This window comes from Dyadobacter sp. OTU695, from assembly GCF_038440355.1.
In the GTDB taxonomy this organism is placed as follows: domain Bacteria; phylum Bacteroidota; class Bacteroidia; order Cytophagales; family Spirosomataceae; genus Dyadobacter.
In genome coordinates this window covers 165,976-192,707 of sequence record NZ_JASATN010000010.1, presented here as the reverse complement: position 1 = coordinate 192,707, position 26,732 = coordinate 165,976, and the positions used below count along the sequence as shown (strand labels likewise).

Sequence of the window (26,732 nt, the reverse complement as noted above, 5' to 3'; positions counted from 1 at the left end):
TAGCTTTTCAGTTTGATTTGCAAAACCCGCCCAGAATGGATAGAAGTGTTTTTTCAATGAGGAAACACGCGGAATAAATGACATTGAAAATCTTGAAAATTCATCCGACTAAACAATACAGAGGTCATGGGATTTAATGAAAATCAAACTGCAACAATTCAGGCTTCGGAACCGGTGGTTTCGGTAGCCAAGCCGGAGTTGATCAACGGGTCGCATGCGGTGATCCAGTCGCTGATCGCGGAAGGGGTGAAAACCATTTTCGGCTATCCGGGCGGCGCGATTATGCCGGTGTATGATGCGATTTATGACTATCAGGATCAGGTCAACCACATTCTCGTGCGCCACGAACAGGGCGCTGCACATGCGGCAGAAGGGTTTGCGCGCATTACGGGTGAAGTCGGCGTTTGTCTGGTAACTTCCGGACCGGGCGCAACTAACCTCGTTACCGGTATCGCCGACGCGATCATCGATTCTACACCGATGGTCTGCATTATCGGTCAGGTTGCCTCGCATTTGCTGGGTACCGACGCATTCCAGGAAACGGATGTGATGGGTATCACCATTCCTATTACTAAATGGAATTACCAGGTTACCAATGCGGACGAGATTCCTGAGATCATCGCCAAAGCATTTTACATAGCGAAATCAGGTCGTCCGGGGCCGGTTTTGATCGATATTACCAAGGATGCGCAGCAAAAACTGATGACGAAGCCTTTTGTACATAAAAAGGTGGAAACGTTGCTAAGCTATCACCCGCGGATGGCGCCGAAAGAGGACCAACTGGCGGCGGCTGCGAAACTGATCAACCAGGCGAAACGTCCGTTCCTTTTTGTGGGCCACGGCGTGCAGATCGCAGGTGCGGAACAGGAGCTGATCCGGTTCGTTGAAAAAACCGATATTCCTGTTGCTTCTACCTTGCTGGGGCTTTCCTCCATGTCGGTTGACCACCCTAATTATGTAGGCTGGCTTGGAATGCACGGAAACTACGGTACCAATGTGCTCACCAACCAATGCGACCTGATTATCGCCGTCGGAATGCGTTTCGACGACCGTGTAACCGGTGATCTGAGCCGTTATGCGAAGCAGGCAAAGATTGTTCACATTGAAATCGATCCGGCTGAGATTGACAAAATCATGAAGGCGGATGCACCGGTGGTTGGCGACGCAAAAATCGCGCTGGAATTGCTGCTTCCATTGGTGAATGAGAACAATCACGAGGCTTGGAAGGCAGAGTTCAAGAAATACGATGTGATCGAAGACCAGAAAATCACCCAGCCGGAACTCGCGCCTACGACTGAAAAAATCAAAATGGCGGAGGTAATCCGCACACTCTCGGATAAAACCAAGGGCGAAGCGGTGATCGTGGCCGACGTAGGTCAGCATCAGATGATGGCTGCGCGTTACTATCAGTTCAAAAAGCCAAGCTCGTTCATTACGTCGGGCGGTTTGGGAACAATGGGTTACGCATTGCCGGCCTCGTTCGGAGCGAAAGTAGGAGCGCCCGACCGTGAAGTGGTGGCCATTATCGGTGATGGATGTTTCCAGATGACGATCCAGGAGCTTGGTACCATCGCTCAAAGCGGTTTGCCGGTGAAGATCATCATCCTGAACAACAACTTCCTTGGAATGGTACGGCAGTGGCAACAGCTTTTCCACCAGAAACGCTATTCGTTCGTGGAGCTGCAAAACCCTGATTTTATCACCATTGCCAAAGGTTTCGGAATTGATGGCCATACCTGCGGAAAGCGCGAGGACCTGCATGCGTCGCTGGACAAAATGCTGGCTTCCGACAAGCCTTACCTGCTGGAAGTGTTGGTGGAAAAAGAGGAAAACGTATTCCCGATGGTGCCAACAGGCGCTTGCGTAGCGGATATTCGTTTGGAATAATATAAAAGAGGAAGATATTATGACATCATACACCATTTGTGTTTTTACTGAAAACACGATAGGCATTCTTAACAAGATCACGACGATTTTCACGCGGAGACGGATCAATATCGACAGTCTGACCGTTTCGGAAACTGAGCGTAAGGGTATTTCCCGCTTTACGATCGTCATTCGTCACGAGTCGCGCGACGCGGTGGAGAAACTGGTTCGCCAGATCCGGAAGATCATCGAAGTGCTCGCTGTTTTCGGGTATCTCAATGAGGATATCGCGTACAACGAGATCGCATTGTTCAAGGTTTCTACGCCGATCGGCGCTAAGCCGCTCGATATCGAGACGATCAACAAGACTTACAAGGCTTGGGTCGTGTACTGGCACCTGACGTACGTGATCATCCAGAAGACCGGTACGGAAGAGGAGATCTTTGAATTTTTCGACTATATCAAACCCCACGAAATCCTTGAATTTGTGAGATCGGGAAGGGTTGCGGTGAGCAAATCGCCTCAGACTCTGGTAGATTATCTGCCGGAAGCCGAATGGGAGTATTACCAATAGTCTATAAAGTTTTAGTAGTATTGCTGTTTAATTCGTAGTAAATCAATAATCCAATCAATAATCAATGGCAAAATTAAATTTCGGCGGGGTCGAAGAAGAAGTAGTAACCCGTGAAGAATTTCCACTTGAAAAAGCACGTGAAGTACTTTCTACTGAAACTATCGCTGTAATTGGTTACGGCGTACAAGGCCCAGGCCAAAGCTTGAACATGCGTGACAATGGATTCAATGTAATCGTTGGTCAGCGTAAAGGTGGTAAGTCTTGGAACAAAGCCGTTGCTGACGGATGGGTACCAGGCGAGACGCTTTTCGACATCGAAGAAGCGCTTTCAAAAGGAACTATCATTTGCTATCTTCTTTCTGACGCTGCTCAGATCGAACTTTGGCCGACTGTTAAGAAACACCTTACTGCCGGAAAATCATTGTATTTCTCACACGGTTTCGGTGTAACTTATAAAGATCAGACTGGCATCGTTCCTCCTGCTGACGTTGATGTATACCTCGTTGCGCCAAAAGGATCGGGAACATCGCTTCGTCGTCTGTTCGTAGAAGGAAAAGGCTTGAACTCTTCTTTCGCGGTATTCCAGGATGCAACTGGCAAAGCACGTGAAAAATGTATCGCAATGGGTATCGGTGTAGGTTCAGGTTACCTGTTCGAAACTGATTTCTACCGTGAAGTAACCTCTGACCTTACCGGTGAGCGAGGAACTTTGATGGGTGCTATCCAGGGTATTTTCGCCGCACAATACGAAGTGTTGCGTTCAAATGGCCACACGCCGTCAGAAGCATTCAACGAAACGGTTGAAGAATTGACCCAGTCGTTGATGCCATTGGTTGCTGAAAATGGTATGGACTGGATGTACGCTAACTGCTCTACTACTGCGCAGCGTGGTGCTTTGGACTGGTGGAAACCTTTCCGCGACGCTACCAAGCCTGTTTTCGAACAACTTTACAACTCTGTAAAAAGCGGCGAGCAAGCTACAATCTCTATCACCCGCAACTCACAACCTGATTACCGCGTGAAACTGGAAGCTGAATTGGCTGAGCTCCGCGAATCAGAAATGTGGCAAGCTGGTACGACTGTACGTGGTCTGCGTCCAGAGCGTAACTAATTTGCATTACTTTCGACTTCCCGGGTTCTCCAAAACCTGGGAAGTCCGATAAAATACCGGGCTTTACGATCCATCGTAAAGCTCTTTTCTTTCATACTCATGAGCACTTCACATTCCGTTCCGACTCTCGATAACATATTCCTCGCCGCCGAACGCTTGCGCGGCGTTATTAACCACACACCAATCTTTTACAATGCACATCTTTCGGAGCAGTACGGAGCCAATATTTACCTTAAAAGGGAAGATTTGCAAACGGTACGCTCTTACAAGATCCGCGGGGCGTACAACAAAATGGCGAGTATGACGCCGGAGGCCCTCGCGGGTGGGATCGTATGTGCGAGCGCGGGCAACCATGCGCAGGGCGTCGCATATGCATGCCGGAAAATGGAGGTAAAAGGGGCGATTTTCATGCCCACTACCACCCCGGCGCAGAAGGTGAAACAAGTGCGGCTGTTTGGTCAGGAATGGATCGAGATACATTTGGTAGGCGACACTTACGACGATGCTTACCACGCTTCGATGGCCTATCGCGACAGTACTAATGCCGTTTTCGTGCATCCATTTGACGATTTGCAGGTCATTGAAGGCCAGGGAACGGTAGGCCTTGAAATTTTCAAAGATGCCGATTTCAAGATCGACTACCTGCTGATGGCCATTGGCGGAGGCGGATTAGCGTCGGGCATTTCAACGGTTTTTAAACAACTTTCCCCCAAAACCCAGCTCATAGGCGTCGAACCGGAAGGCTCGCCCACGATGCACCGCTCGATCCAGGAAGGGCATGTGGTGACGTTGGATAATATTGATAAATTCGTCGACGGAGCAGCTGTGAGACGTGCGGGCGACATCACATTTGATATTTGCAGTAAAAGCCTGAACCAGATCCTGCTCGTGCCGGAAGGAAAAGTATGCTCGTCGATCCTGCAACTTTACAACGAAGAGGCGATCGTAGCCGAACCGGCTGGTGCATTGACGGTGGCTGCATTGGACCTGATCCGCGAGGACATTAAAGGTAAAAACGTGGTCGTGCTCATCAGCGGAGGCAATAATGACATTACACGCACGGAGGAAATTAAGGAACGGTCGCTCCTTTATGAAGGTTTAAAGCACTATTTTATCATCCGGTTCCCGCAACGCTCGGGCGCATTCCGCGAATTTTTGAATGTACTCGGGCCGAACGACGATATCGCGCGTTTTGAATACGTCAAAAAGACCAACCGCGAGCAGGGACCTGCATTGGTAGGCATTGAGTTGAAAAGCCGTGAGGATTTCGCGCCGCTGATCGAGCGAATGGATGCCAACCGGGTGGTTTATGAGTATCTGAACGATCAGCCGGATTTGTTTCAGTTTATGGTGTAGTCGCGCTGTGCTACATTGACGCAAGATTTTTTTAACTTGGTAAAAAAACGCATGCTATCATGGTTAGGACAAAGGAAGACATCTTTCCACTGATTCAAAGCAATGCTTCATCCATCAAGGCATTGGGCGCCGAGCGGATCGGCCTTTTCGGTTCGTTTGCGCGAGGGGAACAAAAGGAAACCAGTGACATAGATCTTGTGGTCGAGTTTCGCCCTGGAATGAAGACATTCGATAACCTCTTCGACATGATGGACTTGTTGGAAGCATTATTTCAGAAGAAGGTAGACTTGCTTACTTGGGAAGGCATGGCAGGCTTTGTTCAAACAGAAGTGAAAAAAGATATTGAATATGTCTCCTTCGTTGATTGAATTTTTAAGGCATATCCAAAAGGAACTCCATTTTTTGGCAGATCGCTCAGTGGGATTGACATTCGAGCAATTTTCTGCTGATGATCTTTTATCTCGTGCATTTATTCGCAGTTTGGAAATTGTCGGTGAAGCTTGCAAAAAGGTCCCCGATGAAATCCGATATAAGTATCCGGAAGTCGAGTGGCGAAGGCTTGCCGGCTTGCGGGATGTGCTCATACACCAATATTTTCAAGTTGATTATCATATCGTCTGGCAGGTAATTGAATACCATGTGCCCGCTGCAAAAGATTGGCTCGATCATATTATTGAAGCTGAGCAGTCAATTTCTTAACCAATGCTCCGCGTACCATCCGATATCAGCTCCCAGGAATTCGAGTCCCTGAAAATTCAGGATATGACCTTCGTGGCCTATCGGAATGAGGTGTATCCTTCCAAATATGATGTCTTTTTCGAGGAACATGCGGTGATAGTCGTGCTCGAAGGCGAAAAGAAATTCACGAGCCCGACACAGGAAGTGCATGTCGAAAAGGGTGATATCCTGTTCATTCAGAGGGGTTTTTACCTGATGTCGGAATCCATTCATGAAGCTTACAAGAGCCTTGTTTTCTTTTTTGATGAGAAACTGCTGAAAGAATTCGTAGGGCTCCATCCCGAACTTTTCGATGCGCAGAACGAATCCGGAACGGTCGAATACCCGATTTTGCTTTTGAAGTCGGATGAAAATTTCGAGAAATTCATCCAATCCGTATTCCCCTACTTCCGCTCGCGGACGGAGTTGAAGAACCATTTTTTGCGACTGAAATTCCAGGAGCTATTGCTGCATTTAATGGAGCTGGATCATTCAAGCCAGCTGCGGGGTATTTTGTACAGTTTATATAAAGGTGAAAAGGTCGATTTGTCGTTTTTGATGAATAGCTATTACCTGAAACCGCTTACGCTAAATGAACTGGCGCGGCTTTCCGGCCGAAGCCTTTCTGCATTCAAGCGCGATTTTCAGGATGAATTCAATACTTCGCCCGCATTGTGGTTGAAAAACAAGCGACTCGATTACGCAGATTTTTTGTTGAGGAACAGTACCAAAAACGTTTCAGAAATCAGCACGGAGATCGGTTACGAGAGTGTCTCGCATTTTATCAAGACTTATAAGGAGAAGTACGGAACGACGCCGAAGCGGCAGGGGTGATCGAGCATCAGCTAAATGCAGGCAATTCGTTATATTTGTTTACAATAAACTGTTAATCAACAAATGGAAGCGAGCAGCGTATTGAACAAGTTGCAGACTGCGAAACGGCAGCTGTTTGAAAAATATCCGCTGAAATCCATGGCGTTATTTGGGTCTTACGCCCGAAATGAGGCAAGGGGAGATAGTGATATCGATATTCTGGTGGAATTTGCAAAACCGGTTGGTTTCGAATTTGTCGATTTGGCAGTCGAATTGGAAGAAGTGCTTCAACAAAAAGTGGATCTCGTCAGCAAGAGGGGAGTTAAACCACAAATGCTTCCATTTATCGAAAAGGACCTCATTTATGTCTGAAAGGCATTCCAGTATCCTGCTGGCCGACATGCTGGACTCCATTGTTGCCATTTTGCAATATACAAATGGCATGGACTACGAAGCATTTCTTGAAGATCGTAAAACAAGGGATGCGGTTATCAGGAATTTACAGGTTCTGGGAGAGGCTGCCAACCGGGTTCCAAAGTAACCCGTGACGTATATCCCGACATCGAATGGATGAGAATAATCAGATCAAGACATATTCTTGTGCATGACTATGCGGGTATTGATTTCGAGATCGTTTGGCGGATAATTACTGCGCATTTGCCTGCTCTAAAATCAGCGTTGGAAAATATCGCCGACAGGCGATCTGAATGAAGATTTCCGACCAAATATACTCCCCAAACCAAAATCACTATTTTTTGAACCTTTACCGTTATACTTATTCCTTTAAATATGCGGTAATTTGTAATGTCGGTTCTCCTTTTGAGAAAAGCATTGATTATCAGCTCTTTCTTGGAAGCCAGAACGACGAGGCGAAATTCTAATTTTAATCAAAATGAGTAATCAAGCGAGTACCCTTTTCGACAAAGTGTGGGATGCCCACGTTGTCCGTAAAATTGAGGACGGTCCGGATGTTTTCTTCATCGACCGCCATTTTATCCACGAAGTAACAAGCCCTGTTGCTTTCCTAGGACTCGAAACCAGAGGGATTGGTGTAATGTATCCCGAGCGTACTTTCGCAACGGCGGACCACAACACACCGACCATCAACCAGCACCTTCCGGTAGCCGATCCGCTTTCTGCCAACCAGCTGAAAGCCCTCGAATCGAATGCGGCGAAATACGGCATTTCGCACTGGGGTTTGGGACATGCCCGCAATGGTATTGTGCACGTGGTTGGACCAGAAAATGGTATTACGCTCCCGGGTATGACCATCGTTTGCGGTGATTCCCACACTTCTACCCACGGTGCATTCGGCGCTATTGCGTTCGGTATCGGTACTTCAGAGGTGGAAATGGTGCTTTCGTCGCAATGCATTATGCAGCCTAAGCCTAAGAAAATGCGTGTAAATGTAAATGGCACGCTGGGCAAAGGTGTAACCCCGAAAGACGTGACGCTGTACGTTATCTCGAAACTGACAACCGCCGGCGCGACCGGTTACTTTGTTGAGTATGCAGGGGATGTGTTCGAAAATATGTCGATGGAAGGCCGTATGACCGTCTGCAATATGAGTATCGAAATGGGTGCACGCGGCGGTATGATCGCGCCCGACGAAACTACTTTTGCCTATATCAATGGCCGCGAACAAGCTCCAAAAGGTGAGAAATGGGACAAAGCCCTGGCTTATTGGAAAACACTGAAAACGGACGAAGGCGCTGTTTTTGACAAAGAATATAACTTCGATGCAGCCGATATCGAGCCGATGATCACTTACGGTACCAACCCGGGAATGGGGCAAGGTATCAGCAAAGCGATCCCAACTTCGGATCAGGTGGAAGGTGGCAAAGCTACTTACGACAAGTCGCTGAATTACATGGGTTTCCATGAGAATGAGAGCATGCTGGGCAAGAAAATCGACTACGTTTTCATCGGTAGTTGTACCAATGGCCGTATCGAGGACTTCCGTGCATTCGCTTCGATCGTGAAAGGTCGTAAAAAGGCTGATAATGTAACAGCGTGGATCGTTCCGGGCTCACACATTGTGGAGGCTCAGATTAAAGAAGAAGGTATCCTGGATATCCTGACGGAAGCTGGTTTCGAGCTTCGTCAGCCTGGCTGCTCTGCTTGTTTGGCGATGAACGACGACAAGATCCCTGCCGGCAAATACGCGGTAAGTACTTCCAACCGTAACTTCGAAGGTCGCCAGGGCCCGGGCGCACGTACCCTGCTCGCGAGCCCGCTCGTAGCCGCCGCAGCCGCAGTGACGGGCGTTGTGACGGATCCGCGGACGTTGCTTTGAAGGGGCGCTTTAGGCAATAAGCAATAAGCTTTAAGCTATTTTGATCACACACTTGTTTATGAGAGATTTCAGGAAGTATGAAGTATGGCGAATAAGCCATGAATTTGTTCTTGATGTTTACGCCATGACGCGCAAGTTTCCGCAGAATGAAACTTATGGCATTACTTCTCAGATAAGAAGGGCCTCAGTATCAATTCCAACGAACATTGCAGAGGGCTGCGGCAGAACAACAGATTCGGAATTCGCAAGGTTTATACACATTTCGCTAGGCTCCGACCACGAAGTTGAATATCTCTTACAGCTCTCAAAGGATTTGAAATACCTTTCAGAAATTGATTATTCATCATTAAATGAAAGAGTTAATCTAATCAAGAGAATGCTGTATCACCTGGAAAAAAGCATTACAAAAAAGGCCTAAAGCTTAAAGCTTACGGCATAAAGCATTAAAACAATGGCTTACGACAAATTCACCATACTGAAAAGCTCGGCAGTTCCTTTGCCGATTGAAAACGTTGATACCGACCAGATTATCCCTGCGCGCTTTTTGAAAGCGACCAAACGGGAAGGTTTTGGCGACAACCTGTTCCGCGACTGGCGGTACAATGGCGATGATACGCCTAAGCAGGATTTTGTATTGAACAATCCGATCTACTCCGGAAAAATCCTCGTAGGAGGCCACAACTTTGGCAGCGGTTCAAGCCGCGAGCACGCTGCGTGGGCGATCTACGATTATGGTTTCCGTTGCGTGGTTTCCAGCTTCTTTGCCGATATTTTTAAAGGTAACTCATTGAATATTGGTATTTTGCCGGTGCAGGTGAGCCCTGAATTTTTGAATAAAATTTTCGAAGCAATCGAGGTGGACCCTAATGCGGAACTGGAAGTGAACCTGCCTGAGCAGACCATCACGATCGTCGCGACCGGCGAAAAAGAATCCTTTGACATCAACGGTTATAAAAAGCATAACCTGATGAATGGCTTCGACGATATCGATTATCTGCAGGCTATGAAAGGAGAGATCAAGGAATTTGAAGCAGAAAGAATTTTTTAATGGCTTTCGGCTATCGGCTATCGGCTATCGAATTTTTTCAGCCGGTAGCCGACGGCCGACAGCCGATAGCCTATGAACAGCCGCTACATTGAAATAATGGATACGACACTCCGTGATGGTGAGCAAACCAGCGGAGTGTCGTTTTCCGCATCGGAAAAACTGACCATTGCCCAGATCCTTTTGCAGGAGGTGAAAGTCGATCGCATTGAAGTAGCCTCGGCACGGGTGTCGGAAGGTGAATTTCAGGCAGTTAAGAAAATCACGGATTGGGCTGGTAAGAATGGTTTTCTGGATAAAATAGAAGTGCTCACGTTTGTCGACGGCGATGCGTCCATCAACTGGATGGTGCAATCCGGCGCGAAAGTGATGAACCTCCTCACAAAAGGGTCGCTGAACCATTTGACCCACCAGCTGAAAAAATCGCCGCAGGAGCATTTCGAAGACATTCGCAATGTGATTGAATCAGCGGAGCAGAAAGGCATTCAATGCAATGTTTACCTGGAAGATTGGAGCAACGGAATGCGCAGTTCGCATGATTACGTATTCCAATCCCTCGATTTTCTGACCACATTGCCGGTTAGGCGCATATTGCTTCCCGATACGCTGGGGATTCTGACGCCTTTCGAATCGTATACCTTTGTGAAGGAGATCGTTGACCGCTATCCCAACCACCATTTCGAATTCCACGCGCATAACGACTACGATCTGAGCGTTGCGAACGTGATCGAGGCGCTTCGTGCGGGTGCGCACGGGCTGCACCTGACTGTGAACGGCATGGGCGAGCGCACAGGTAATGCGCCGCTCGCGAGTACGATCGCGGTGCTGAATGACCTCGTGCCTGAATGCACGACGTCCGTGAATGAGAAGTCGTTGTACTCGATCAGCAAGCTGGTAGAGACGTTTTCCGGAATCCGCATTCCTTCCAATAAGCCTATTGTAGGGGAAAGTGTTTTTACACAAACAGCTGGTATTCATGCAGATGGTGATAAAAAAAATAACCTCTATTTCAGCAAACTGATGCCCGAGCGTTTCGGTCGTCAGCGTTTGTACGCATTGGGAAAAACTTCCGGGAAAGCGAATATCGAGAACAACCTGCGCGACCTGGGGATCACGCTTTCAGATGCAGATCTTAAAAAGGTGACGCAGCGGATCATCGAGCTTGGCGACCGCAAGGAAGCGGTAACGCCGGAGGATCTTCCTTACATTATCTCCGACATTCTCGACAGCGATGCGATCGAAGAGAAGGTTGTGATCACCAATTATGTACTTACGCATTCCAAAAACCTCAAACCGTCTGCCACATTGCAAATCTGTTTTGGCGAAGAGGTTTTTGAGGAAAATGCACAGGGCGACGGGCAGTATGATGCATTTATGAATGCGTTGAAAAAGATTTATGTAAAAAAGGGAATCGAGCTGCCGATGCTGACCGACTATACCGTTCGGATTCCGCCGGGAGGTAAAACGGACGCATTGTGCGAAACGATTATTACCTGGGAAATCAACGGAAAGGATGTGAAAACGCGCGGTCTCGATTCGGACCAGACATTCTCGGCGATCATGGCCACGCAGAAAATGCTGAACCTGATCGGTGTTCCCGAAAACAAGGTTACTCCCGAACCATTAGCTGACGCATTGTCGTAAGGCAATGCCTCAATTTTATTTATAATTTACTGATTATCAATTAAACCACTTGATGAAAAAGCATATCCTTATCGTTCCGGGCGATGGAATCGGACAAGAAGTTACAGAGGTAGGAAAGGCAGTGTTGGTAAAGATCGCCGAGAAATTCGGTCATGAATTCACTTACGACGAGGCATTGATGGGCCACGTTGCTATCGAAGCAACTGGTAACCCGCTTCCTGACGAAACACTTGAGAAGATGCGGAATTCCGATGCGATCCTGTTCGGTGCGGTAGGTCACCCGAAATACGACAACGATCCTACGGCCAAAGTTCGTCCTGAGCAAGGCCTGCTTAAAATGCGCAGGGAGCTGGGTTTGTATGCTAACCTTCGTCCGATCAAATTGTTCGATGAGCTTTTGGGTGCATCTTCTATCCGTCCCGAGATCCTGAAAGGCTCGGATATCCTTTTCTTCCGTGAGCTGACAGGCGATATTTATTTCGGTGAAAAAGGCCGCAAAAACGACAATAATACCGCTTATGATATTGCTGAATACAGCCGCTATGAAGTAGAGCGCATTGGTCGCAAGGCATTTGAAGCTGCCCGCACCCGTGGAAAGCGGCTTTGCTCAGTGGATAAGGCGAATGTTTTGGAAACGAGCCGCCTGTGGCGCGAGGTGATCCAGGCTTTGGCCCCTGAATATCCTGACATTACGGTTGAGCACCAGTTTGTGGATGCTGCCGCGATGATGCTTATCAAAGATCCTAAGCGTTTCGACGTCGTGGTGACCGCCAACCTGTTCGGGGACATCCTTACCGACGAAGCAAGTCAGATCGCCGGATCAATGGGAATGCTCGCTTCGGCGTCTGTCGGCGACAGCACGGGTGTTTACGAACCGATCCACGGCTCGGCGCACGACATTACAGGCAAAGGTGTTGCAAACCCGTTGGCGTCAGTACTTTCGGCTGCACTGCTCCTCGATATTTCATTTGGTTTGAAAGAAGAATCGGAAGCGATTATTTCGGCAGTTGACAAGTTGTTGAAAGATGGTTTCAGGACCCGCGATATTGCCGATGCAAGCACTCCTGCAGACAAGGTTGTGAATACCCAACAGGCTGGTGAAGAGCTTTTGAAAAGAATCTAAAAAATATCAAAGTTTTGCCAAACAATATTTGTTGCAATCAAAACTTATGCTTTCTTTGCAGAAGAAACTCGCGGCTAGCGAAATTTCGCAACTAGAATATGAACCAACAAAATAACCTCATTCTCATTCTCCAACAGCTACCTTGAGACCGGGAAAGGTTATGTTTTGATAAGTTTCAAGCCCTTTCCCTCACACGGAAAGGGTTTTATATTGCCTGAAATATTGTTAAATTCGTGTCCCATAAAAAAATTAATACCCACCAATGAGTAATCGAGTTCAAATCTTCGACACTACTTTACGAGACGGCGAGCAGGTACCGGGCAGCCAATTGACCACAGAGGAAAAGATTGTTGTTGCCACACAACTCGAAAAACTGGGGGTAGATATTATCGAAGCAGGTTTCCCGGTTTCAAGTCCCGGGGACTTTCGCTCTGTGGTAGAAATTTCCAAAGCAGTGCGTGAGCCCATTATTTGTGCGCTTTCCCGCGCGGTGCAAGGCGATATCGATGCTGCTGCGGATGCACTGCAATATGCGAAGCGGGCACGGATCCACACGGGAATCGGATCCTCGGACATTCATATCCAGCATAAATTCAACACTACCCGCGAAAAAATCATTGAAAGAGCAATTGCGGCTACGAAATATGCTAAAACCAAAGTAGAGGATGTGGAGTTCTACTGCGAAGACGCAGGCCGTGCAGACCTGGTTTTCCTTTCACAATTGGTAGAAGCCGTGATCGGCGCCGGAGCAACGGTGGTAAACATTCCGGATACGACTGGCTATTGCCTTCCAGACGAGTACGGAAACAAAATCAAATACATTTTCGAACACGTTTCGAACATTCATAAAGCCACAATTTCCATCCACTGCCACAACGACCTCGGTCTGGCCACTGCGAATTCCATCGCAGGTATTAACCAGGGTGCACGCCAGGTGGAGGTGACGATCAACGGTATCGGCGAGCGCGCGGGTAACACTTCGCTCGAAGAGGTGGTAATGGCATTGAAAGTGCATCAGGAACTGGGCCTGGAAACAGGTATCAATACCCAGCACATTTACCCTACAAGCCAGTTGGTTTCAAAAATGATGCGTATGCCGGTGCAGGCGAACAAGGCGATTGTTGGTCGCAATGCATTTGCGCATTCATCGGGAATCCACCAGGACGGCTTCCTGAAAAACAATCTGAATTACGAGATCATGAACCCGCAGGATGTGGGTGTGGATAAATCCGATATCGTTCTCACTGCCCGCAGCGGACGCCATGCATTGAAGCATCGCCTTGAATTGCTCGGTTTCAGCTTCGAAAAAGCTGCGCTGGACGAACTGTATACACGGTTCCTGGAAGTAGCCGATATTAAGAAAGAAGTAAACGACGGAGATCTCGTTGAACTGGTGCGTACAGCAGAAGCAGTTTAATTAGAATATCCTTAGAATTAGTTAACAGCTTGAATCTGAATTTGATGTTTTAAAGAATTTTTTGTAAGATTACATATTCAATAACATCCATCAGATTGCAAAAAGCCCTCGGTGATTCTGACTAAGGGCTTTTTCTTTGTTTTACAGTATAATGGTGCGGTTGTGGTGAATGAAAACCCGGTCGTTGAAAACCAGTTTCAACGCCTTTGAGAGCACCGCTTTTTCAGTATCTTTTCCCAGAGTTGCCATATCCGAAGCGGTCAGTTTGTGATCGACTTCCTTCACATCCTGCGCGATGATCGGGCCTTCGTCCAGGTCGTTGTTCACAAAATGCGCGGTTGCTCCAATGATCTTTACGCCTCGTTCGTAAGCCTGCCGGTAAGGGTTTGCCCCGATAAATGCTGGTAAGAATGAATGGTGGATGTTCACGATCCGGTTTGGAAAATGTTCGACAAATTGTGGGGTGATTATGCGCATATATTTGGCCAGTACCACATAGTCGGGCCGGTAAATGTCCAGCGTTCTCAATATTGCCTCCTCGTGCTCTTCACGCGTTTTGTTTTCATGGGAAATAAAATGAAAGGGTATCCCAAACTTGCTTACAAGCGGCTGCAACGTATTATAATTGCTCACGACCGCCAGAATCGTCGCATCCAGCTCATTGAATGCATAGCGAATCAGTAATTCGCCGAGACAATGGTGCTCTTTGGTGACCATTAGCACAATATCCTTGTTCTTTTTAGGATTAATGCGAAGGTTCAAGCCCGCCGGTAATTCAGATTGGAGTGCTTTCAATAACTCGGGAATATCGGTATCGCCTTCGAATTCGGTACGCATAAAGAAATACCGTGAAGGACTCACATATTCATCGTTGCTGATAATGTTCTGATTGTGGGCAAAAAGAATGCGGGTAACGTGGTAGATCAAACCCTTGTGGTCGGGGCCGTCCATTAATAAAATATGTCGTTGATTCATGAAGGGGGCTTGCTTGTAGCACTTTTCGAACCTCAAATATAAACATAAGCGGTGGTATCAGGGCTCGGTCAGCGGGCATTTTAATATTTTTGTAACTATTAAAAACGCATTTGTGTTAAGCAAAAACCGAACTGTATTTCAAGCTATGGCAGAGACATTATTTATACCAACAGATACCAGCAGGAGGGAGATTTATAAAGCGCTTTTTCCGCAAATTGAGGCTCTTATCGCAGACGAAAGCGATGTCACAGCCAACCTTGCGAATATAACCGCAGTTTTAAAGGAGGCATTCGGTTTTTTCTGGGTAGGATTTTATTTGGTGAGGGAAGGACAGCTTGTGCTTGGCCCATTCCAGGGGCCTATCGCATGTACGCGCATACCGTTCCACAAGGGTGTGTGCGGCGCGAGCTACACGCGGGCCGAAACGATTATCGTGCCGGATGTAGAGCAATTCCCGGGCCATATCGCATGCAGTTCGGCATCCCGTTCGGAGATTGTGGTACCTGTTTTCCACAGAAATGGAACGGTAGCAATGGTACTTGACGTAGACAGCGACCAGCTCGACGATTTTAGCGAAACGGACCGTATAGAACTGGAAAAAATCACAGCCCTGATTACACGGAAACTCTGAACAATCATAAAAAAGCCTCGCAGACAACTCTGCGAGGCAACACAATGCATTATAAATGGTGTCAGTTCAATGAGAACATGGGCAAGCGAAGCGCTACCACATTATTGAACATAAGCTTGGTTATTTTGGGATCCATATAATCGATCAGCGGAAATTCCGAGACGAGCGACATGACTTCAAATTCGGTTTCTGCTCTTACCACACACCAGAGCCGGGAGTAATCATCGGATAAAGCATAAGACATTAGCCTTCCTTGCTCCATCAGTTCATTTATCTTTTTTCTCTGAGCAGGTATTTTTGCTGTGAAATCTTCCGACATGACAGCCGGCAGCTGGATTTCAACCATATATTGGCTCATGGGCGATAGATTTTAGGTTGTGCTTATTAAATGATATGCGCCGCGGAATAGTTCCTTGGTGTAAAGTACCCAACATTTGGCAATAGTTTTCCGAATTGTTCCAACCATTTTGATAATGAACGTGTCAGACAATTTACGACGGACCTCAGTAAGCGAGCCGGATCATAACGCAACAGTAATCGGCTATCTTATGGGTAGAGGTGCTGAAATTTTTTACAAACCGAACGAAGCACCCCTAACCTTCGGATGACGTTTAACGAACAGGAACTGGTGAAAGGCTGCAAGCAGCGCAACCGAATCGCCCAGAAACAGCTATATGATGTTTTTGGGGGTAAGTTGTTTGCTATCTGTCTGCGCTACACAAAAAACCGCGCCGATGCGGAGGATGTGTTGCAGGATGCCTTCATCAAGATTTACGAGAATATCGATTCATTCAGGAGCGACAGCCCGCTGGAATATTGGCTCAGGTCGGTGGTGGTGAACACGGCACTGAACCATCTGCGGCAACAGAAGTACCTGAAAGAACTGGATGATATAGATATACACCATAATGGTTTGTCCGACAGAGAGTTTACACTTGGAAATTTCCAGATGCAGCAGTTGATGGAAATGATCCGGGAGTTACCGCCCGGCTGTCAGACGATCTTCAATCTTTATGCGATTGAAGGTTACCAGCACAATGAGATCGCCCAGATGTTGGGTATCTCCGAAGGGACGTCCAAGTCACAGTATTCCCGTGCAAGGATGTTGCTTCAACAAAAGTTGAACAAAGAAAAAAGATTTGATGATGGATCCGTCCAACATAAACAATTTTGAAGAACAGTGGAGAAAGGCCTTGAAAGAGGCTTCCGAAGCTCCCCCGCCGTCTGTGTGGGAGGGTATCGAGGCGCGTCTTGACGGGGAGCAGGAAAAAGTTGTACCCCTTTGGTGGCAGTCTCCGAAAATGTGGTTTGCCGCCGCGTCCATCGCAGCATTATTGCTGGTAGGTAGTGGAATTTGGTATTCAGGTGGTAAGGAAGGCAAGGTTGAGGTTGCCGTGACCACAAAACCGCTTCAAAAAGTAGAGACAGAGCCTGCAAAACCCATGCAGGAGCAGACGAAAATAGGACAGGGTCAGGATAAGGAGCAACTCGCCGCAGCTACTGAAAAGAATGAAGCCGCCGGAACAAATAGTAAGCCGGCTCACATCAAGCCTAATGGTGAAATCTCAGGAGCCGGCAGTACCGGTATCGCGGCGCTTGACCAGGTAAATGCACGTAGTAGACGCAATCAGCCGCGTTCGGAGGATAAGTTGCCAGCGACGAGTGCTATTCAAGAACAGCCTGAAATCAACGATCAGGAAAAGATTGCAAGTAAAGAACCGGTTAGTGTTGCGGAAAATAGCCCTATCGCGACCGCATCGGTGCAAAATCAAGCCGTATCAGCGGAAATGCTCGCTTCTTTGCCATATAGTGATCTTGATGTTTACGTCCAGAAACGACATGTTTTTTTCCGGCCCGAGGTCAAAATAGAAGAACCGGTTAAAGCGGCAAAACCCAAGGAGTATTACGCCGGTATAGGGATCATGCCTGCTTCATTTAATCCGAATGTGAAATTGAGAGAGGCTCCGCAAGCTTTCATGGCGCAGTCGGTGAGCCAGAAACGCTCGGTCTCCGGGACCAGCGAGGCGCGTGCTTCCTATGCGGTTCAGACGCAGGGAGGGTTACGCTTGTCAAAACACTGGTCTGTGGAGACGGGAATAAGCTATCTGCGTGGGAATTCGGCTTACGAAGGTGGTGGATACGTTCTGAATGCGTATAACAGCTTGACAGCTAATGTACTGGAAAATGCATTGGCAGGTAACAGTCCTGCTTTTGCGGATAAGGCGTCCGGCTTCAACAACGGTGCGTTGTACATTGACGTGGCCAAAAAGGTTAGCAATAATTATCAATATCTCCAGTTGCCGGTTCAGGCAGGTTTCACATTGAATCCCGATAAGAAATTCAGCTATTCTGTATTAGGCGGGATGATGGCGAACTTCTTTTTGGTTAATGAACTCGAATCGGCTTCCGGTGAGATTATCAGAACGACTGCCAGCGATGAAATATACCGCGGTACGAATTGGGCTGCGACAACAGGATTGCGGTTGAATTACAAGCTTTCTGCAAAATGGGGCGCAAACCTGACAGGCTCTTACCAAAAAGCAGTTTCATCGGGCTTTAAATCCAATGAAAGCCTCGATTCCCGTCCTTATTTGTACGGCGTATCATGGTCGGTTCGCTATTCTTTTTGAGATAATTTTCAAAAGTTTCCAACCATTGCCGGTTGATTTGAATCTATCGATTTGTGGGTTGATTGTGGAGAAGGAAAATGTCCTTGCATCTGTTAGCCATGAAAATTTTAAAGAAGTCAATTATTATTCCAATGCTGGCAGCGGCGACGCTGTTTGGCTGCACAAACGATAATGTAGATCCTGGTAATGAAGTGAATCCGGTGGTTATACCGGCCTCGGTTTCGAACGGGACTACCTCTTTCGCATTTGACTTTATTCATGCGTTACAGAAAACGCAACCTGCTAATGAAAATTTCTTTGTTTCACCGCTTAGCCTGCATATGGCTTTGGGAATGCTTTTGAATGGAGCAGAAAAAGAAACAGCCGCGGAAATTCAAAAAGCATTAAAAATGGATGCAGTCGCATTAGCTGATTTAAATGCGGCATATAAAACATTGATCAACGATTTGCCGGTTGCTGATTCGAAAGTGAGTTTAGGATTAGCGAATTCGGTTTGGTACAGAAATGACTTTTCCGTTGAGAATGATTTTCAATCTGTTTTGAAAAACTCATTTGAATCAGAAGTCACTGGTTTGCCTTTTGACGATGCCGCGAAAGATCGCATAAACAAGTGGGCGAGCGACAAGACGAACGGAAAGATCAGGCAGGTAATCGACCAAATCAAGCCCGACCATGTGATGTTCCTTTTGAACGCGCTGTATTTCAAAGGCGACTGGAAAACCCGGTTTGATTCGAAGAAAACGCAGGATGTCTCATTCAAGCTCGAAAACGGACAGAGTAAGAATGTCAGAATGATGTATGCAGAATCCGATTTCGAAGTGGGGGCGGGAGTTGGCTACAATGCGGTTCGTCTTCCATATGGAAATGGCCAGTTCAACATGACATTGCTTATTCCAAACGGTTCTAACACGATAGATCAAGTCTTCAAAGACATAACAAGCGATGAGTGGAGCCAGCTCAACACAGTTAGAATGGCTAAACGGGGCATCACAGTTGGTCTGCCAAAATTCACACTCGAATACTCAGCTCAATTGAAAGAGACTTTACAGGCGCTGGGTATACAAACTGTGTTCGCAAAAGGTGCCCAGCTCGGTAAGATCAACAAAGCGGAAAGTCTTATGGTCGATTTCGTCAAACAGGATACCTACCTGGGCATTGATGAGAATGGAACTGAGGCGGCAGCTGTAACATCAATTGGTATGGTTGCGACATCAGCCGGGCCAGAGCCTCCGAGATACATTTGCGATCGTCCGTTTGGCTTGGTGATCAGCGAAAATACTTCCAACAGTATTCTTTTCGTGGGAAGGATTAATAATCCGGAATCTAAATAGTAATGCCAGAAAGCATTTAAAAATATTAAAGATAAAAAATGCCGGTTCGCCGGTATTTTCGGGGTGCGTTATCGTCCGAAGGCCTTGCTTTCGGACGATTTTGTTTTGTATTCCAACTAATTACGAAAAATAGTGTCCTGTACTTACCCAAGTACTAACATCATTTTTACTAGCCTCTAAAAACCTAACCGCATGAAACCTAAACTTTTACTGTTATGTGTTGTGGCGTGGCTATGCTGGTCATGCAACGATCAATGTAAGGAAACACGCGTTGTGCGTCGTTTCAGCAACGTTACGCATTCCCTGATGGAGCTCAGGACACAGGTAAAGGCCGAATCGCCCCGTACTTTGGAGCAGCCTGGGAAGATGTATGTGAAGGGTAAATATTTGTATGTGAATGAAATTAAAAAAGGTATTCACATTATCGACAACGGAAATCCTGCCAGTCCGAAATTTGTAACTTTCATCAATATCCCGGGAAATGGTGATATCGCGGTGCGTGATAATATTCTCTATGCCGATAGCTTCTGCGACCTTGTCTCGATCGACATTGCAGATCCTACGGCACCAAAAGAAGTAGGCCGGGTTAAAAATGTATTCAAAACCGGTCTTTTCGATGGAGGAGGGTGGTCGCTCAACGAATCCGTAGGCTCCATTACCGATCAGAACGTTGAATGGGTGACTGAAACGGTAACGGTTAACTGCGAGGAGAATGTCACACCAAACTGGTGGTGGAACGGTTTTCTGGTATTCGCCGACCGCGCTTTTCTAAGCAGCTCTTCCTCGGCTTCCCCACAATCTTCGGGAGCTACCAATGGACAAGCCGGCTCTATGGCTCGTTTCGCACTGGACCGCAATTTCCTTTATGCAGTCAGCCAGACCCAGCTGCACCTCTTTAATATCGCCAAACCGGCTCAGCCCATCGATTTCACTACCATAAATCTCGGCTGGGGCATCGAAACCATTTTTCCATACGGGAACAAGCTCTTCATCGGTTCTTCAACAGGGATGTTTATCTACGACAACACCAATCCCGCAGAGCCAAAACAACTCTCGAATTTCCAGCACGGCCGCGCCTGCGATCCCGTGGTAGTGCACGAGAACATAGCTTATGTGACGTTACGTACGGGTACCGCGTGCGGGGGCGGGCAAAATCAGCTCGACCTCGTAGATGTAAGTAACCCGTCCTCGCCACAGCTTATCAAAAGTTACCAGATGGAGAACCCTCATGGCCTGAGTATCGATTTTCCGACACTTTTCCTTTGTGAAGGCGAACATGGTTTGAAGGTATTCGATGTGACGGACAAGTTTTCGATTGACCGGAATCAGCTGGCACATTTCAAGGATATGCACGCCTATGATGTGATTTCCCTCGGTAAAACTTTGCTCCTGATCGGTGAAGACGGATTTTACCAATATGATTCGTCGAACCCGAAAGATTTGAAAATGCTGAGTAAAATTCCGGTGGGAAAAGCGAACTGATATGAAAACGATCGCATTTCTGTTGCTATTCCTGGCAACTACCGCGTCTTACGCGCAGATGGGTAAGAGCGTGAGGTTTGTCAACCATACCGAATTTGGTGGATTGTTCGGGAGGGTGAAATACCAGAACCCGTATGCCGGAAATTCAGATCAGGTCGATAGTAAAACCAGTCTGACGATTCAGACATTCAACGGGGTCCAGGTTCATCGGAAGCTATCGGCAGGTGTGACGCTCGGGATGGATTGGTACAAGGCGGCATTGCTTAACCCGGTTGCCGGAGGTCTGAGATATGATTTCCTCGGCCGCAAAAACGTGCAATTGTTCGGTACCGTCGACGCCGGTTATGGATTCTCTTGGTTTCACGACGATCCGGAAGGATTTAGTACAAAGGGAGGGCTTATGGTAAACCCGGGGCTGGGAATGAAAGTGGGAAAGCCGGGAGTGGCTGCATTTACCATTACATTAACCTACAAACGGCAAGAAGCACATATTGAAAAGACGCCTCTGTGGGATCAGAAGCAAAGGTTTGAAGACCGGGTCTACAACAGGCTTGCATTGCGGTTAGGAATCAGTTTTTAAAATCTATAAGTCATGAAAAAGATTGCGTATTTGTTTGCCTGGGCGATTTTGTTCATTTTGACGGCGTTTCAATGCGATAACGGCAAGGATTGTTGCGCCATGCCACCATGCTCGGAAATCGGTTCATTGACCGGTACATGGCGCTTGGATCACTTCCAAAATACCACAACGGGCGCAGTGGACACTGATCCTGAAATCAGTGGTAAAAGTGTCGTTTTCAGTTTTTCGGACGATCAAAAGACCGGAACTATCTCGGGGCATACTTTCGTGAACACGATCAGCGGGGCTTATACGCTAGGCGCGAATTGCACTTTTAAAATAACCAGTTTCGGCGGAAGTAAAGTAGGCGAGCCGGAATGGAGCAGGAAAGCATGGTTTCCATCGGATTCTGCAAACGGCCGGGGAACTTATCAAATATGGTCCGACAAATTGATCCTCAAATTCGATAAAAACCCCGAACAGCTTGTTTTCAAGAAGGATAAGTAAGGTATTCGGGCGGAAAATTTCAAATTTCCGACTGTATTTTCCGCCTGATATCGATTGATTTTTCAAATTCCGCAATTTCCCTCACAAATAGCTGGTGCCCGCGGTGGTACCAGTCCCGAAATTTCTCCGATTGGTCAATATGCTTCGGTAAGTAATCAAAAATTATCGAAAGATCGAACGTTTTGGACATTACTCCTGCTCCGGATATCACCCCGTCGATCGCATTGCATTCCTGCTCGAAATGGTTGGGAACCGGCACCATCATCACAGGTTTTCCCAGGTACATCGCTTCGCAAACCGATTCAAAACCGGCTGTTGTCACCAATGCGCGACAGGTAGCGAGCATCCGCAAATATTTTTCGCTGTTGATCTGGTGAAAAGTAAGTGTACTGTCAAAAACGAACTCCTCCAAAGCATCCGGATTGTCCCAAAAGCAATGTAGCTGCACATCCTTGTGTTTCCGGTGCCACTCGACTACCTGCGTGCTAAGGCTGTGATGCGTCATGTAAACGAGTATGAACGAGCCCTTCTGCGGGATAAGGCGGGTAACTTCCTTGCGGAGCAATGGCGGCACCACCGTGATTTTCAATTCGGGAGCGGAAGGCATTTCGCGAAACGACAATGCAAGCCGGTTGGCTGAAAGCCACGATGTCGATTTCGAGTTGAGGTTGATCAGGAATTGGCTAACCCGACTTTTTTCCGGAAAAATAAATTTCGGGTGAAGCAAAAGATATTGATGCGCAATGCAAACCATCGGGATACCCGAGCGGTAGATCATATTATAGAGCCCGCCATAGGTATCGTAGAAACTTACGATCAGGTCGGGGTTGATTTGCCGGACCGTTTCGTGAATGCGGCGTAGGCTTTTGAGGTATTTGGGCAAATGTGCCAAATGTGTGGCGATCGTGCGGCGTACGTTCATGCCGCCGCCTTGTGCTTTGTAAATGATATTTGGCGCGGCGAAATGATGCACCGGCGCAAAGATCTGCTCCTGGAAAAATGAAGGGATATTCCGGCCAGGAGACGTTCCCACCATCGCGCCCACAACCTTATGTCCCGCACTACGCAAGATCTGGCCGAGCGAAATGGCTTGCGTCAAATGCCCCCGGCCCTCTCCCTGAACCAGAAAAAGGATTCTCATGATTATAGATAGCGCTGATTCCGCCCCGTCAGAAAACCGGTGAACGCCACCTGCTTTTCCATGCCGGGGAAGTTTTCAACGACTTTTTTAGTACTCGTTTTTTTTACCGGCTTCTCGACGATAGACTGCTGGTCGTAATAGAGCAGGCTCCAGTTGCCGTCGAAATCCTCTACCAGCGCACTCAGGGTCTCGACCCAGTCGCCGGAATTCATGTATTTGATGCCATCGATCTCGCGGATCGCCGGGTGGTGAATGTGCCCGCAGATCACCCCGTCGCAGTTGCGCGAGCGGGCGAGTTCGGTAAGCTTCTCTTCAAAATCGGTCATGTAATTGACAGCCATTTTCACCGACTGCTTCACACGTTGCGATAAAGAGTAATAGGAGAGACCGCGCCATGCGCGATATTTATTGTAAAATTTATTGACCCATAGCAGGAACGTATAACCGATGTCGCCGAGGTAAGCCAGCCATTTCAAATGGGTGGTAATGGAGTCGAAAACATCGCCGTGGGTTACGTAGAACCGCTGGGTACCGGAAGTCAATATGTAGTCCTTTCGGATCTGAAAATGCTTACCGAGCCGCAGCGGAATGATTTGATCAAGGAAATCGTCGTGGTTACCGCGGATATAAATCACTTTCGTTTTGTTGTCCTCTATCATTTTCAGGACACGCTTGAAAAACAACGTATGCTTCCGCTTCCAGACACCATACTTTTTCAGTTGCCAGGCATCGATAATGTCTCCATTCAGGATAAGCTTTTTGCAAGAATAGCTTTTCAGAAAATTGGTGACTTCTTCTGCCTTCGAGCCGCCGGCGCCGAGGTGAATGTCGGAAATGATGATCGTGCGAAAGTGAGTTGTATCTCCCATGATACAAATTTTCTCATTTTATATTAACTGGATATTACTGACAGGTTATCAGTAGGTTAAGTTTATCTTAAAAACTACTTCTACAAGTCAATTTTGAAATAATTACGGAGTAACTATGAGTTTCTTTAAAAGAAAAACGTCATTTTTACTGTTAGCATAACTCATCAACCCTAATGAAAAAACTGTTTACGCTTCTGTTGTTTTTGAGTGCGCCTGCGCTGGCGCAGCAGGTTTATCTGCCGCACGAAGTAGAGAATAAGGCCGAACCGGCCGGAGGTCTTGTTGCACTCAACCAATTTATCAGTTCCAACCTTCAGGTTCCATTTTCATCATCGGTAAAGGGTGTAAATGGCCGGGTTTATCTCAAGGGCATTGTGCAGCCCGATGGCAGTATAAGCGACATCGAGGTGACCCGCGGGATCGATACTTTGTGCAATGCGGCGGCTGTGAATGTGCTCCGGATGTATCGCGCATGGAAGCCCGCGACGCTGGGAGGGCAAAAGGTGCGGCAGACGGTGTTTTTTCCGGTCGCATTCAAGGCGGAGGCTAAACCTACATATGACGAAACCCGGCATGCTTTCGTAGACTATTTCAATGAGGCATTTGTTCCGATCGATTCCGCCCGTGCTAAATACCGGCGGACGTTGCCGGTTGATGAACGCGGCTTTGTGGCAGGCAACGTTGCTTACGAGGAGTCAAAAGGAAAGAAATGGAAAAAGCTTGGCGAGGCGAAATTTGCCAAAACGCCTATTCGGTACAAATCACGTTTCGTGAACCCGGATGCGGATTCAATAATAGCCTACCGAATTGCAGCGCGCGATTTCAATGAGGCCAGCCATGCTACCGAAGTAATATTCGATGCAGAAGGGCGGATGTTGTCTTACGTGGAATATGGAGTCGACGCAAAGGCATCGCTGATCAAGGATTATGACTTGAATGGAATGGTCCGGCGCCAGCAGCTACTCACCGACTCCCTCATTACCGACGTTTACTGGGATCCGAGCGGGCAAATCAGGGCTCACAGGGAATTTCCTGTAAATAAGATGGGGGTGAAAGAAGAACCCCTTTTGATGAACGCCTGGGGCCCGGATGGTGTGCAGTATGCGAAAGGTGGGGAAGGTTACTGGCAGGCTGTGGGCGAGACGCCCAATGGCAAGTGGCTGTTCGAGCAAGGCAGAGTCGTGAATGGAATTAAAGATGGCAAATGGATCGGAAAGCTGGCGGACAGCACGCAGTTCTACGAGGAGGTTTATGATTTAGGTCAATTTAAAACTGGTGTATCGTGGGTAAATGGTACGAAAAGGGAATATGATAAGCCGCAGGTTCAGCCCGAATTCAAGGGCGGAATGAAAGAGTTTTATAAATTTCTCGCATCCAATATCCGATATCCGCCTAACGCGGCAAAAAACGGCGTTACCGGGCGGGTAATGCTGTCATTCGTGGTTTGTGAAGATGGTTCGATGTGTGATTATAAAGTTGAAAACCGGGTGGGTTACGGAATCGACGAGGAAGCATTACGGGTAGTTAAACTTATGGACGGGAAATGGCAACCGGGCGTGTTGCGCGGCCAGAAGGTTAGGGTCAAGTATAACCTCCCTGTCAACTTCCAGATGGAAACCCGCACACAGGTGAACATAATCAGATACTAACGAACGTTCAACCGCTTATCACATCCCGGAGCCGATCAAAAGCTCCGGGAATTTTTTGTACTAAATACCTTAGAAAGTACCGGGAAGTTTGATAATATTATGATATCAATTTAATATCAAACTAAACCAATTATGATCGAAAAAGAATTACGCTCCATGTCTGGCTATCTGCTATTTGTGATAGGCCTGCTTCTGCTTTTCGGCGGCTTTTTATATGTGGTCACAACCGGCAGCCCGGTTACTGGGATTATCATTGCCCTGGTCGGTTTTATCATTCTGATCGGTCTCACGGTCATCAACCCGAACGAAGCCGTAGTGACCACTTTTTTTGGGGATTACATGGGTACGATGAAGCAAAATGGTTTACGCTGGGTAAACCCGCTGTTCCGGAGAAAGAAAATCAGTCTCCGCGCCCGTAACCTGAACGGACAGAAATTGAAGGTGAACGACAAGCTTGGTAACCCGATCGAAATCGCAGCCGTAGTTGTGTGGCGTGTGGGCGATACGGCCAAATCCTCTTTTGAAGTGGATGATTACGTGAAATATGTCGAAATCCAGTCGGAAGCAGCCGTACGGCATTTGGCGGGTATCTACGCTTACGATTCGATGGAAGACGAAGAGGCGAGTACCCAGGAGGTAACTTTACGGGACGGCAGCGGAAAGATCAATGAAATGCTCGAGGCCGAGCTTACCGAACGTCTGAGCCGGGCGGGGATCGATGTGCTTGAATCCAGGATCAGTCACCTCGCGTATGCGCCTGAGATTGCGGGCGCGATGCTGCAACGCCAGCAGGCGTCGGCCGTGGTGGCGGCCCGTCGCCAGATCGTGAACGGGGCCGTTGGAATGGTGGATATGGCGTTGGCGATGTTATCCGAGAAGGGCATTGTGCATCTTGACGAGGAGCGCAAGGCCGCAATGGTGAGTAATTTGCTGGTGGTTTTGTGCGGTGAGAAAGCGGCGACGCCCATTCTGAACGCCGGTACTTTGTATCCATGA

The 26,732-nt window shown here is 47.6% G+C and carries 28 protein-coding genes and 1 pseudogene; 25 read left to right on the top strand and 4 right to left on the bottom strand.

Annotation, left to right across the window (positions count from 1 at the left end):
- Positions 1-126: 126 nt before the first annotated feature.
- The 16 genes and pseudogenes from ilvB (at position 127) to AAHB90_RS19330 (ending at position 13,962) form a co-directional block, all read left to right on the top strand.
- Entirely contained in the window at positions 127-1,887 is a 1,761-nt protein-coding gene (gene ilvB / locus AAHB90_RS19400; protein ID WP_342086854.1) for a biosynthetic-type acetolactate synthase large subunit, read from the top strand.
- Between the two features lie 19 nt (positions 1,888-1,906).
- Positions 1,907-2,440: an acetolactate synthase small subunit gene (gene ilvN / locus AAHB90_RS19395; RefSeq protein WP_106595787.1), complete on the top strand. Its 534-nt coding sequence runs from the start codon at positions 1,907-1,909 to the stop codon at positions 2,438-2,440.
- 64 nt (positions 2,441-2,504) lie between these two features.
- Positions 2,505-3,551, top strand: coding sequence for a ketol-acid reductoisomerase (gene ilvC, locus AAHB90_RS19390; protein WP_342086852.1), 1,047 nt, complete (start codon positions 2,505-2,507; stop codon positions 3,549-3,551).
- A 99-nt stretch (positions 3,552-3,650) separates the two neighbouring features.
- On the top strand, positions 3,651-4,907 hold the full coding sequence (ilvA, locus tag AAHB90_RS19385; protein ID WP_342086851.1) for a threonine ammonia-lyase IlvA: 1,257 nt from the start codon (positions 3,651-3,653) through the stop codon (positions 4,905-4,907).
- A 59-nt stretch (positions 4,908-4,966) separates the two neighbouring features.
- Complete coding sequence (locus AAHB90_RS19380) at positions 4,967-5,275, top strand: nucleotidyltransferase family protein (protein WP_342086850.1); 309 nt, start codon at positions 4,967-4,969, stop codon at positions 5,273-5,275.
- The gene (locus AAHB90_RS19375; protein ID WP_342086849.1) at positions 5,256-5,606 is read left to right on the top strand and encodes a HepT-like ribonuclease domain-containing protein; all 351 of its coding nucleotides are present in this window, start codon (positions 5,256-5,258) and stop codon (positions 5,604-5,606) included. The genes AAHB90_RS19380 and AAHB90_RS19375 overlap by 20 nt, the downstream gene beginning before the upstream one ends.
- 3 nt (positions 5,607-5,609) lie before the next feature.
- Positions 5,610-6,458: an AraC family transcriptional regulator gene (locus AAHB90_RS19370; RefSeq protein ID WP_342086848.1), complete on the top strand. Its 849-nt coding sequence runs from the start codon at positions 5,610-5,612 to the stop codon at positions 6,456-6,458.
- 63 nt (positions 6,459-6,521) lie between these two features.
- A complete protein-coding gene (locus AAHB90_RS19365; protein ID WP_342086847.1) occupies positions 6,522-6,809 on the top strand; it encodes a nucleotidyltransferase family protein in 288 nt (95 codons plus the stop codon).
- The gene (locus tag AAHB90_RS19360) at positions 6,802-6,978 is read left to right on the top strand and encodes a HepT-like ribonuclease domain-containing protein (RefSeq protein WP_342086846.1); all 177 of its coding nucleotides are present in this window, start codon (positions 6,802-6,804) and stop codon (positions 6,976-6,978) included. Before AAHB90_RS19365 ends, AAHB90_RS19360 begins: the two co-directional genes overlap by 8 nt.
- A gap of 11 nt (positions 6,979-6,989) precedes the next feature.
- A pseudogene (locus tag AAHB90_RS32825) lies at positions 6,990-7,148 on the top strand (HepT-like ribonuclease domain-containing protein); the annotation flags it as partial.
- Positions 7,149-7,329: 181 nt separating this feature from the next.
- Positions 7,330-8,733 (top strand): 3-isopropylmalate dehydratase large subunit, encoded by a 1,404-nt coding sequence (gene leuC / locus AAHB90_RS19355; protein ID WP_342086845.1) that lies wholly within the window; start codon positions 7,330-7,332, stop codon positions 8,731-8,733.
- Between the two features lie 58 nt (positions 8,734-8,791).
- On the top strand, positions 8,792-9,151 hold the full coding sequence (locus AAHB90_RS19350) for a four helix bundle protein (protein WP_342086844.1): 360 nt from the start codon (positions 8,792-8,794) through the stop codon (positions 9,149-9,151).
- Positions 9,152-9,184: 33 nt separating this feature from the next.
- Positions 9,185-9,781, top strand: a complete 597-nt coding sequence (gene leuD / locus AAHB90_RS19345; RefSeq protein WP_342086843.1) for a 3-isopropylmalate dehydratase small subunit — start codon at positions 9,185-9,187, stop codon at positions 9,779-9,781.
- Positions 9,782-9,853: 72 nt separating this feature from the next.
- Complete coding sequence (locus AAHB90_RS19340; protein ID WP_342086842.1) at positions 9,854-11,422, top strand: alpha-isopropylmalate synthase regulatory domain-containing protein; 1,569 nt, start codon at positions 9,854-9,856, stop codon at positions 11,420-11,422.
- Positions 11,423-11,474: 52 nt separating this feature from the next.
- The gene (leuB, locus tag AAHB90_RS19335) at positions 11,475-12,545 is read left to right on the top strand and encodes a 3-isopropylmalate dehydrogenase (RefSeq protein WP_342086841.1); all 1,071 of its coding nucleotides are present in this window, start codon (positions 11,475-11,477) and stop codon (positions 12,543-12,545) included.
- A gap of 262 nt (positions 12,546-12,807) precedes the next feature.
- Complete coding sequence (locus AAHB90_RS19330) at positions 12,808-13,962, top strand: 2-isopropylmalate synthase (protein WP_106595775.1); 1,155 nt, start codon at positions 12,808-12,810, stop codon at positions 13,960-13,962.
- Positions 13,963-14,103: 141 nt separating this feature from the next.
- On the opposite strand, the gene purU is transcribed toward AAHB90_RS19330, so the two are convergent.
- Positions 14,104-14,937: a formyltetrahydrofolate deformylase gene (gene purU, locus AAHB90_RS19325; protein ID WP_342086840.1), complete on the bottom strand. Its 834-nt coding sequence runs from the start codon at positions 14,935-14,937 to the stop codon at positions 14,104-14,106.
- A 145-nt stretch (positions 14,938-15,082) separates the two neighbouring features.
- On the opposite strand from purU, the gene AAHB90_RS19320 reads away from it, so the two are divergent.
- On the top strand, positions 15,083-15,568 hold the full coding sequence (locus AAHB90_RS19320; RefSeq protein WP_342086839.1) for a GAF domain-containing protein: 486 nt from the start codon (positions 15,083-15,085) through the stop codon (positions 15,566-15,568).
- Between the two features lie 61 nt (positions 15,569-15,629).
- Here AAHB90_RS19320 and AAHB90_RS19315 read toward each other — a convergent pair whose 3' ends face one another.
- Positions 15,630-15,926, bottom strand: coding sequence for a muconolactone Delta-isomerase family protein (locus tag AAHB90_RS19315; protein WP_090149248.1), 297 nt, complete (start codon positions 15,924-15,926; stop codon positions 15,630-15,632).
- A 246-nt stretch (positions 15,927-16,172) separates the two neighbouring features.
- On the opposite strand from AAHB90_RS19315, the gene AAHB90_RS19310 reads away from it, so the two are divergent.
- The 6 genes from AAHB90_RS19310 to AAHB90_RS19285 all read left to right on the top strand — a co-directional run bounded on the left by AAHB90_RS19310 (position 16,173) and on the right by AAHB90_RS19285 (position 22,077).
- Positions 16,173-16,742: an RNA polymerase sigma factor gene (locus AAHB90_RS19310; protein WP_342086838.1), complete on the top strand. Its 570-nt coding sequence runs from the start codon at positions 16,173-16,175 to the stop codon at positions 16,740-16,742.
- Complete coding sequence (locus AAHB90_RS19305; RefSeq protein WP_342086837.1) at positions 16,711-18,198, top strand: outer membrane beta-barrel protein; 1,488 nt, start codon at positions 16,711-16,713, stop codon at positions 18,196-18,198. Before AAHB90_RS19310 ends, AAHB90_RS19305 begins: the two co-directional genes overlap by 32 nt.
- Positions 18,199-18,296: 98 nt before the next feature.
- Positions 18,297-19,529: a serpin family protein gene (locus AAHB90_RS19300; RefSeq protein WP_342086836.1), complete on the top strand. Its 1,233-nt coding sequence runs from the start codon at positions 18,297-18,299 to the stop codon at positions 19,527-19,529.
- A 192-nt stretch (positions 19,530-19,721) separates the two neighbouring features.
- Positions 19,722-21,011, top strand: coding sequence for an LVIVD repeat-containing protein (locus AAHB90_RS19295; RefSeq protein ID WP_342086835.1), 1,290 nt, complete (start codon positions 19,722-19,724; stop codon positions 21,009-21,011).
- Between the two features lies 1 nt (position 21,012).
- Positions 21,013-21,591, top strand: a complete 579-nt coding sequence (locus AAHB90_RS19290; RefSeq protein WP_342086834.1) for a hypothetical protein — start codon at positions 21,013-21,015, stop codon at positions 21,589-21,591.
- Positions 21,592-21,603: 12 nt separating this feature from the next.
- Complete coding sequence (locus AAHB90_RS19285; protein ID WP_342086833.1) at positions 21,604-22,077, top strand: hypothetical protein; 474 nt, start codon at positions 21,604-21,606, stop codon at positions 22,075-22,077.
- 19 nt (positions 22,078-22,096) lie between these two features.
- On the opposite strand, the gene AAHB90_RS19280 is transcribed toward AAHB90_RS19285, so the two are convergent.
- Entirely contained in the window at positions 22,097-23,218 is a 1,122-nt protein-coding gene (locus AAHB90_RS19280) for a glycosyltransferase family protein (protein ID WP_342086832.1), read from the bottom strand.
- 2 nt (positions 23,219-23,220) lie between these two features.
- Positions 23,221-24,087, bottom strand: coding sequence for a UDP-2,3-diacylglucosamine diphosphatase (locus tag AAHB90_RS19275; RefSeq protein WP_342086831.1), 867 nt, complete (start codon positions 24,085-24,087; stop codon positions 23,221-23,223).
- A 173-nt stretch (positions 24,088-24,260) separates the two neighbouring features.
- On the opposite strand from AAHB90_RS19275, the gene AAHB90_RS19270 reads away from it, so the two are divergent.
- Both AAHB90_RS19270 and AAHB90_RS19265 read left to right on the top strand, forming a co-directional pair.
- A complete protein-coding gene (locus AAHB90_RS19270; protein WP_342086830.1) occupies positions 24,261-25,736 on the top strand; it encodes an energy transducer TonB in 1,476 nt (491 codons plus the stop codon).
- Between the two features lie 132 nt (positions 25,737-25,868).
- Positions 25,869-26,732 (top strand): SPFH domain-containing protein, encoded by an 864-nt coding sequence (locus tag AAHB90_RS19265; RefSeq protein ID WP_342086829.1) that lies wholly within the window; start codon positions 25,869-25,871, stop codon positions 26,730-26,732.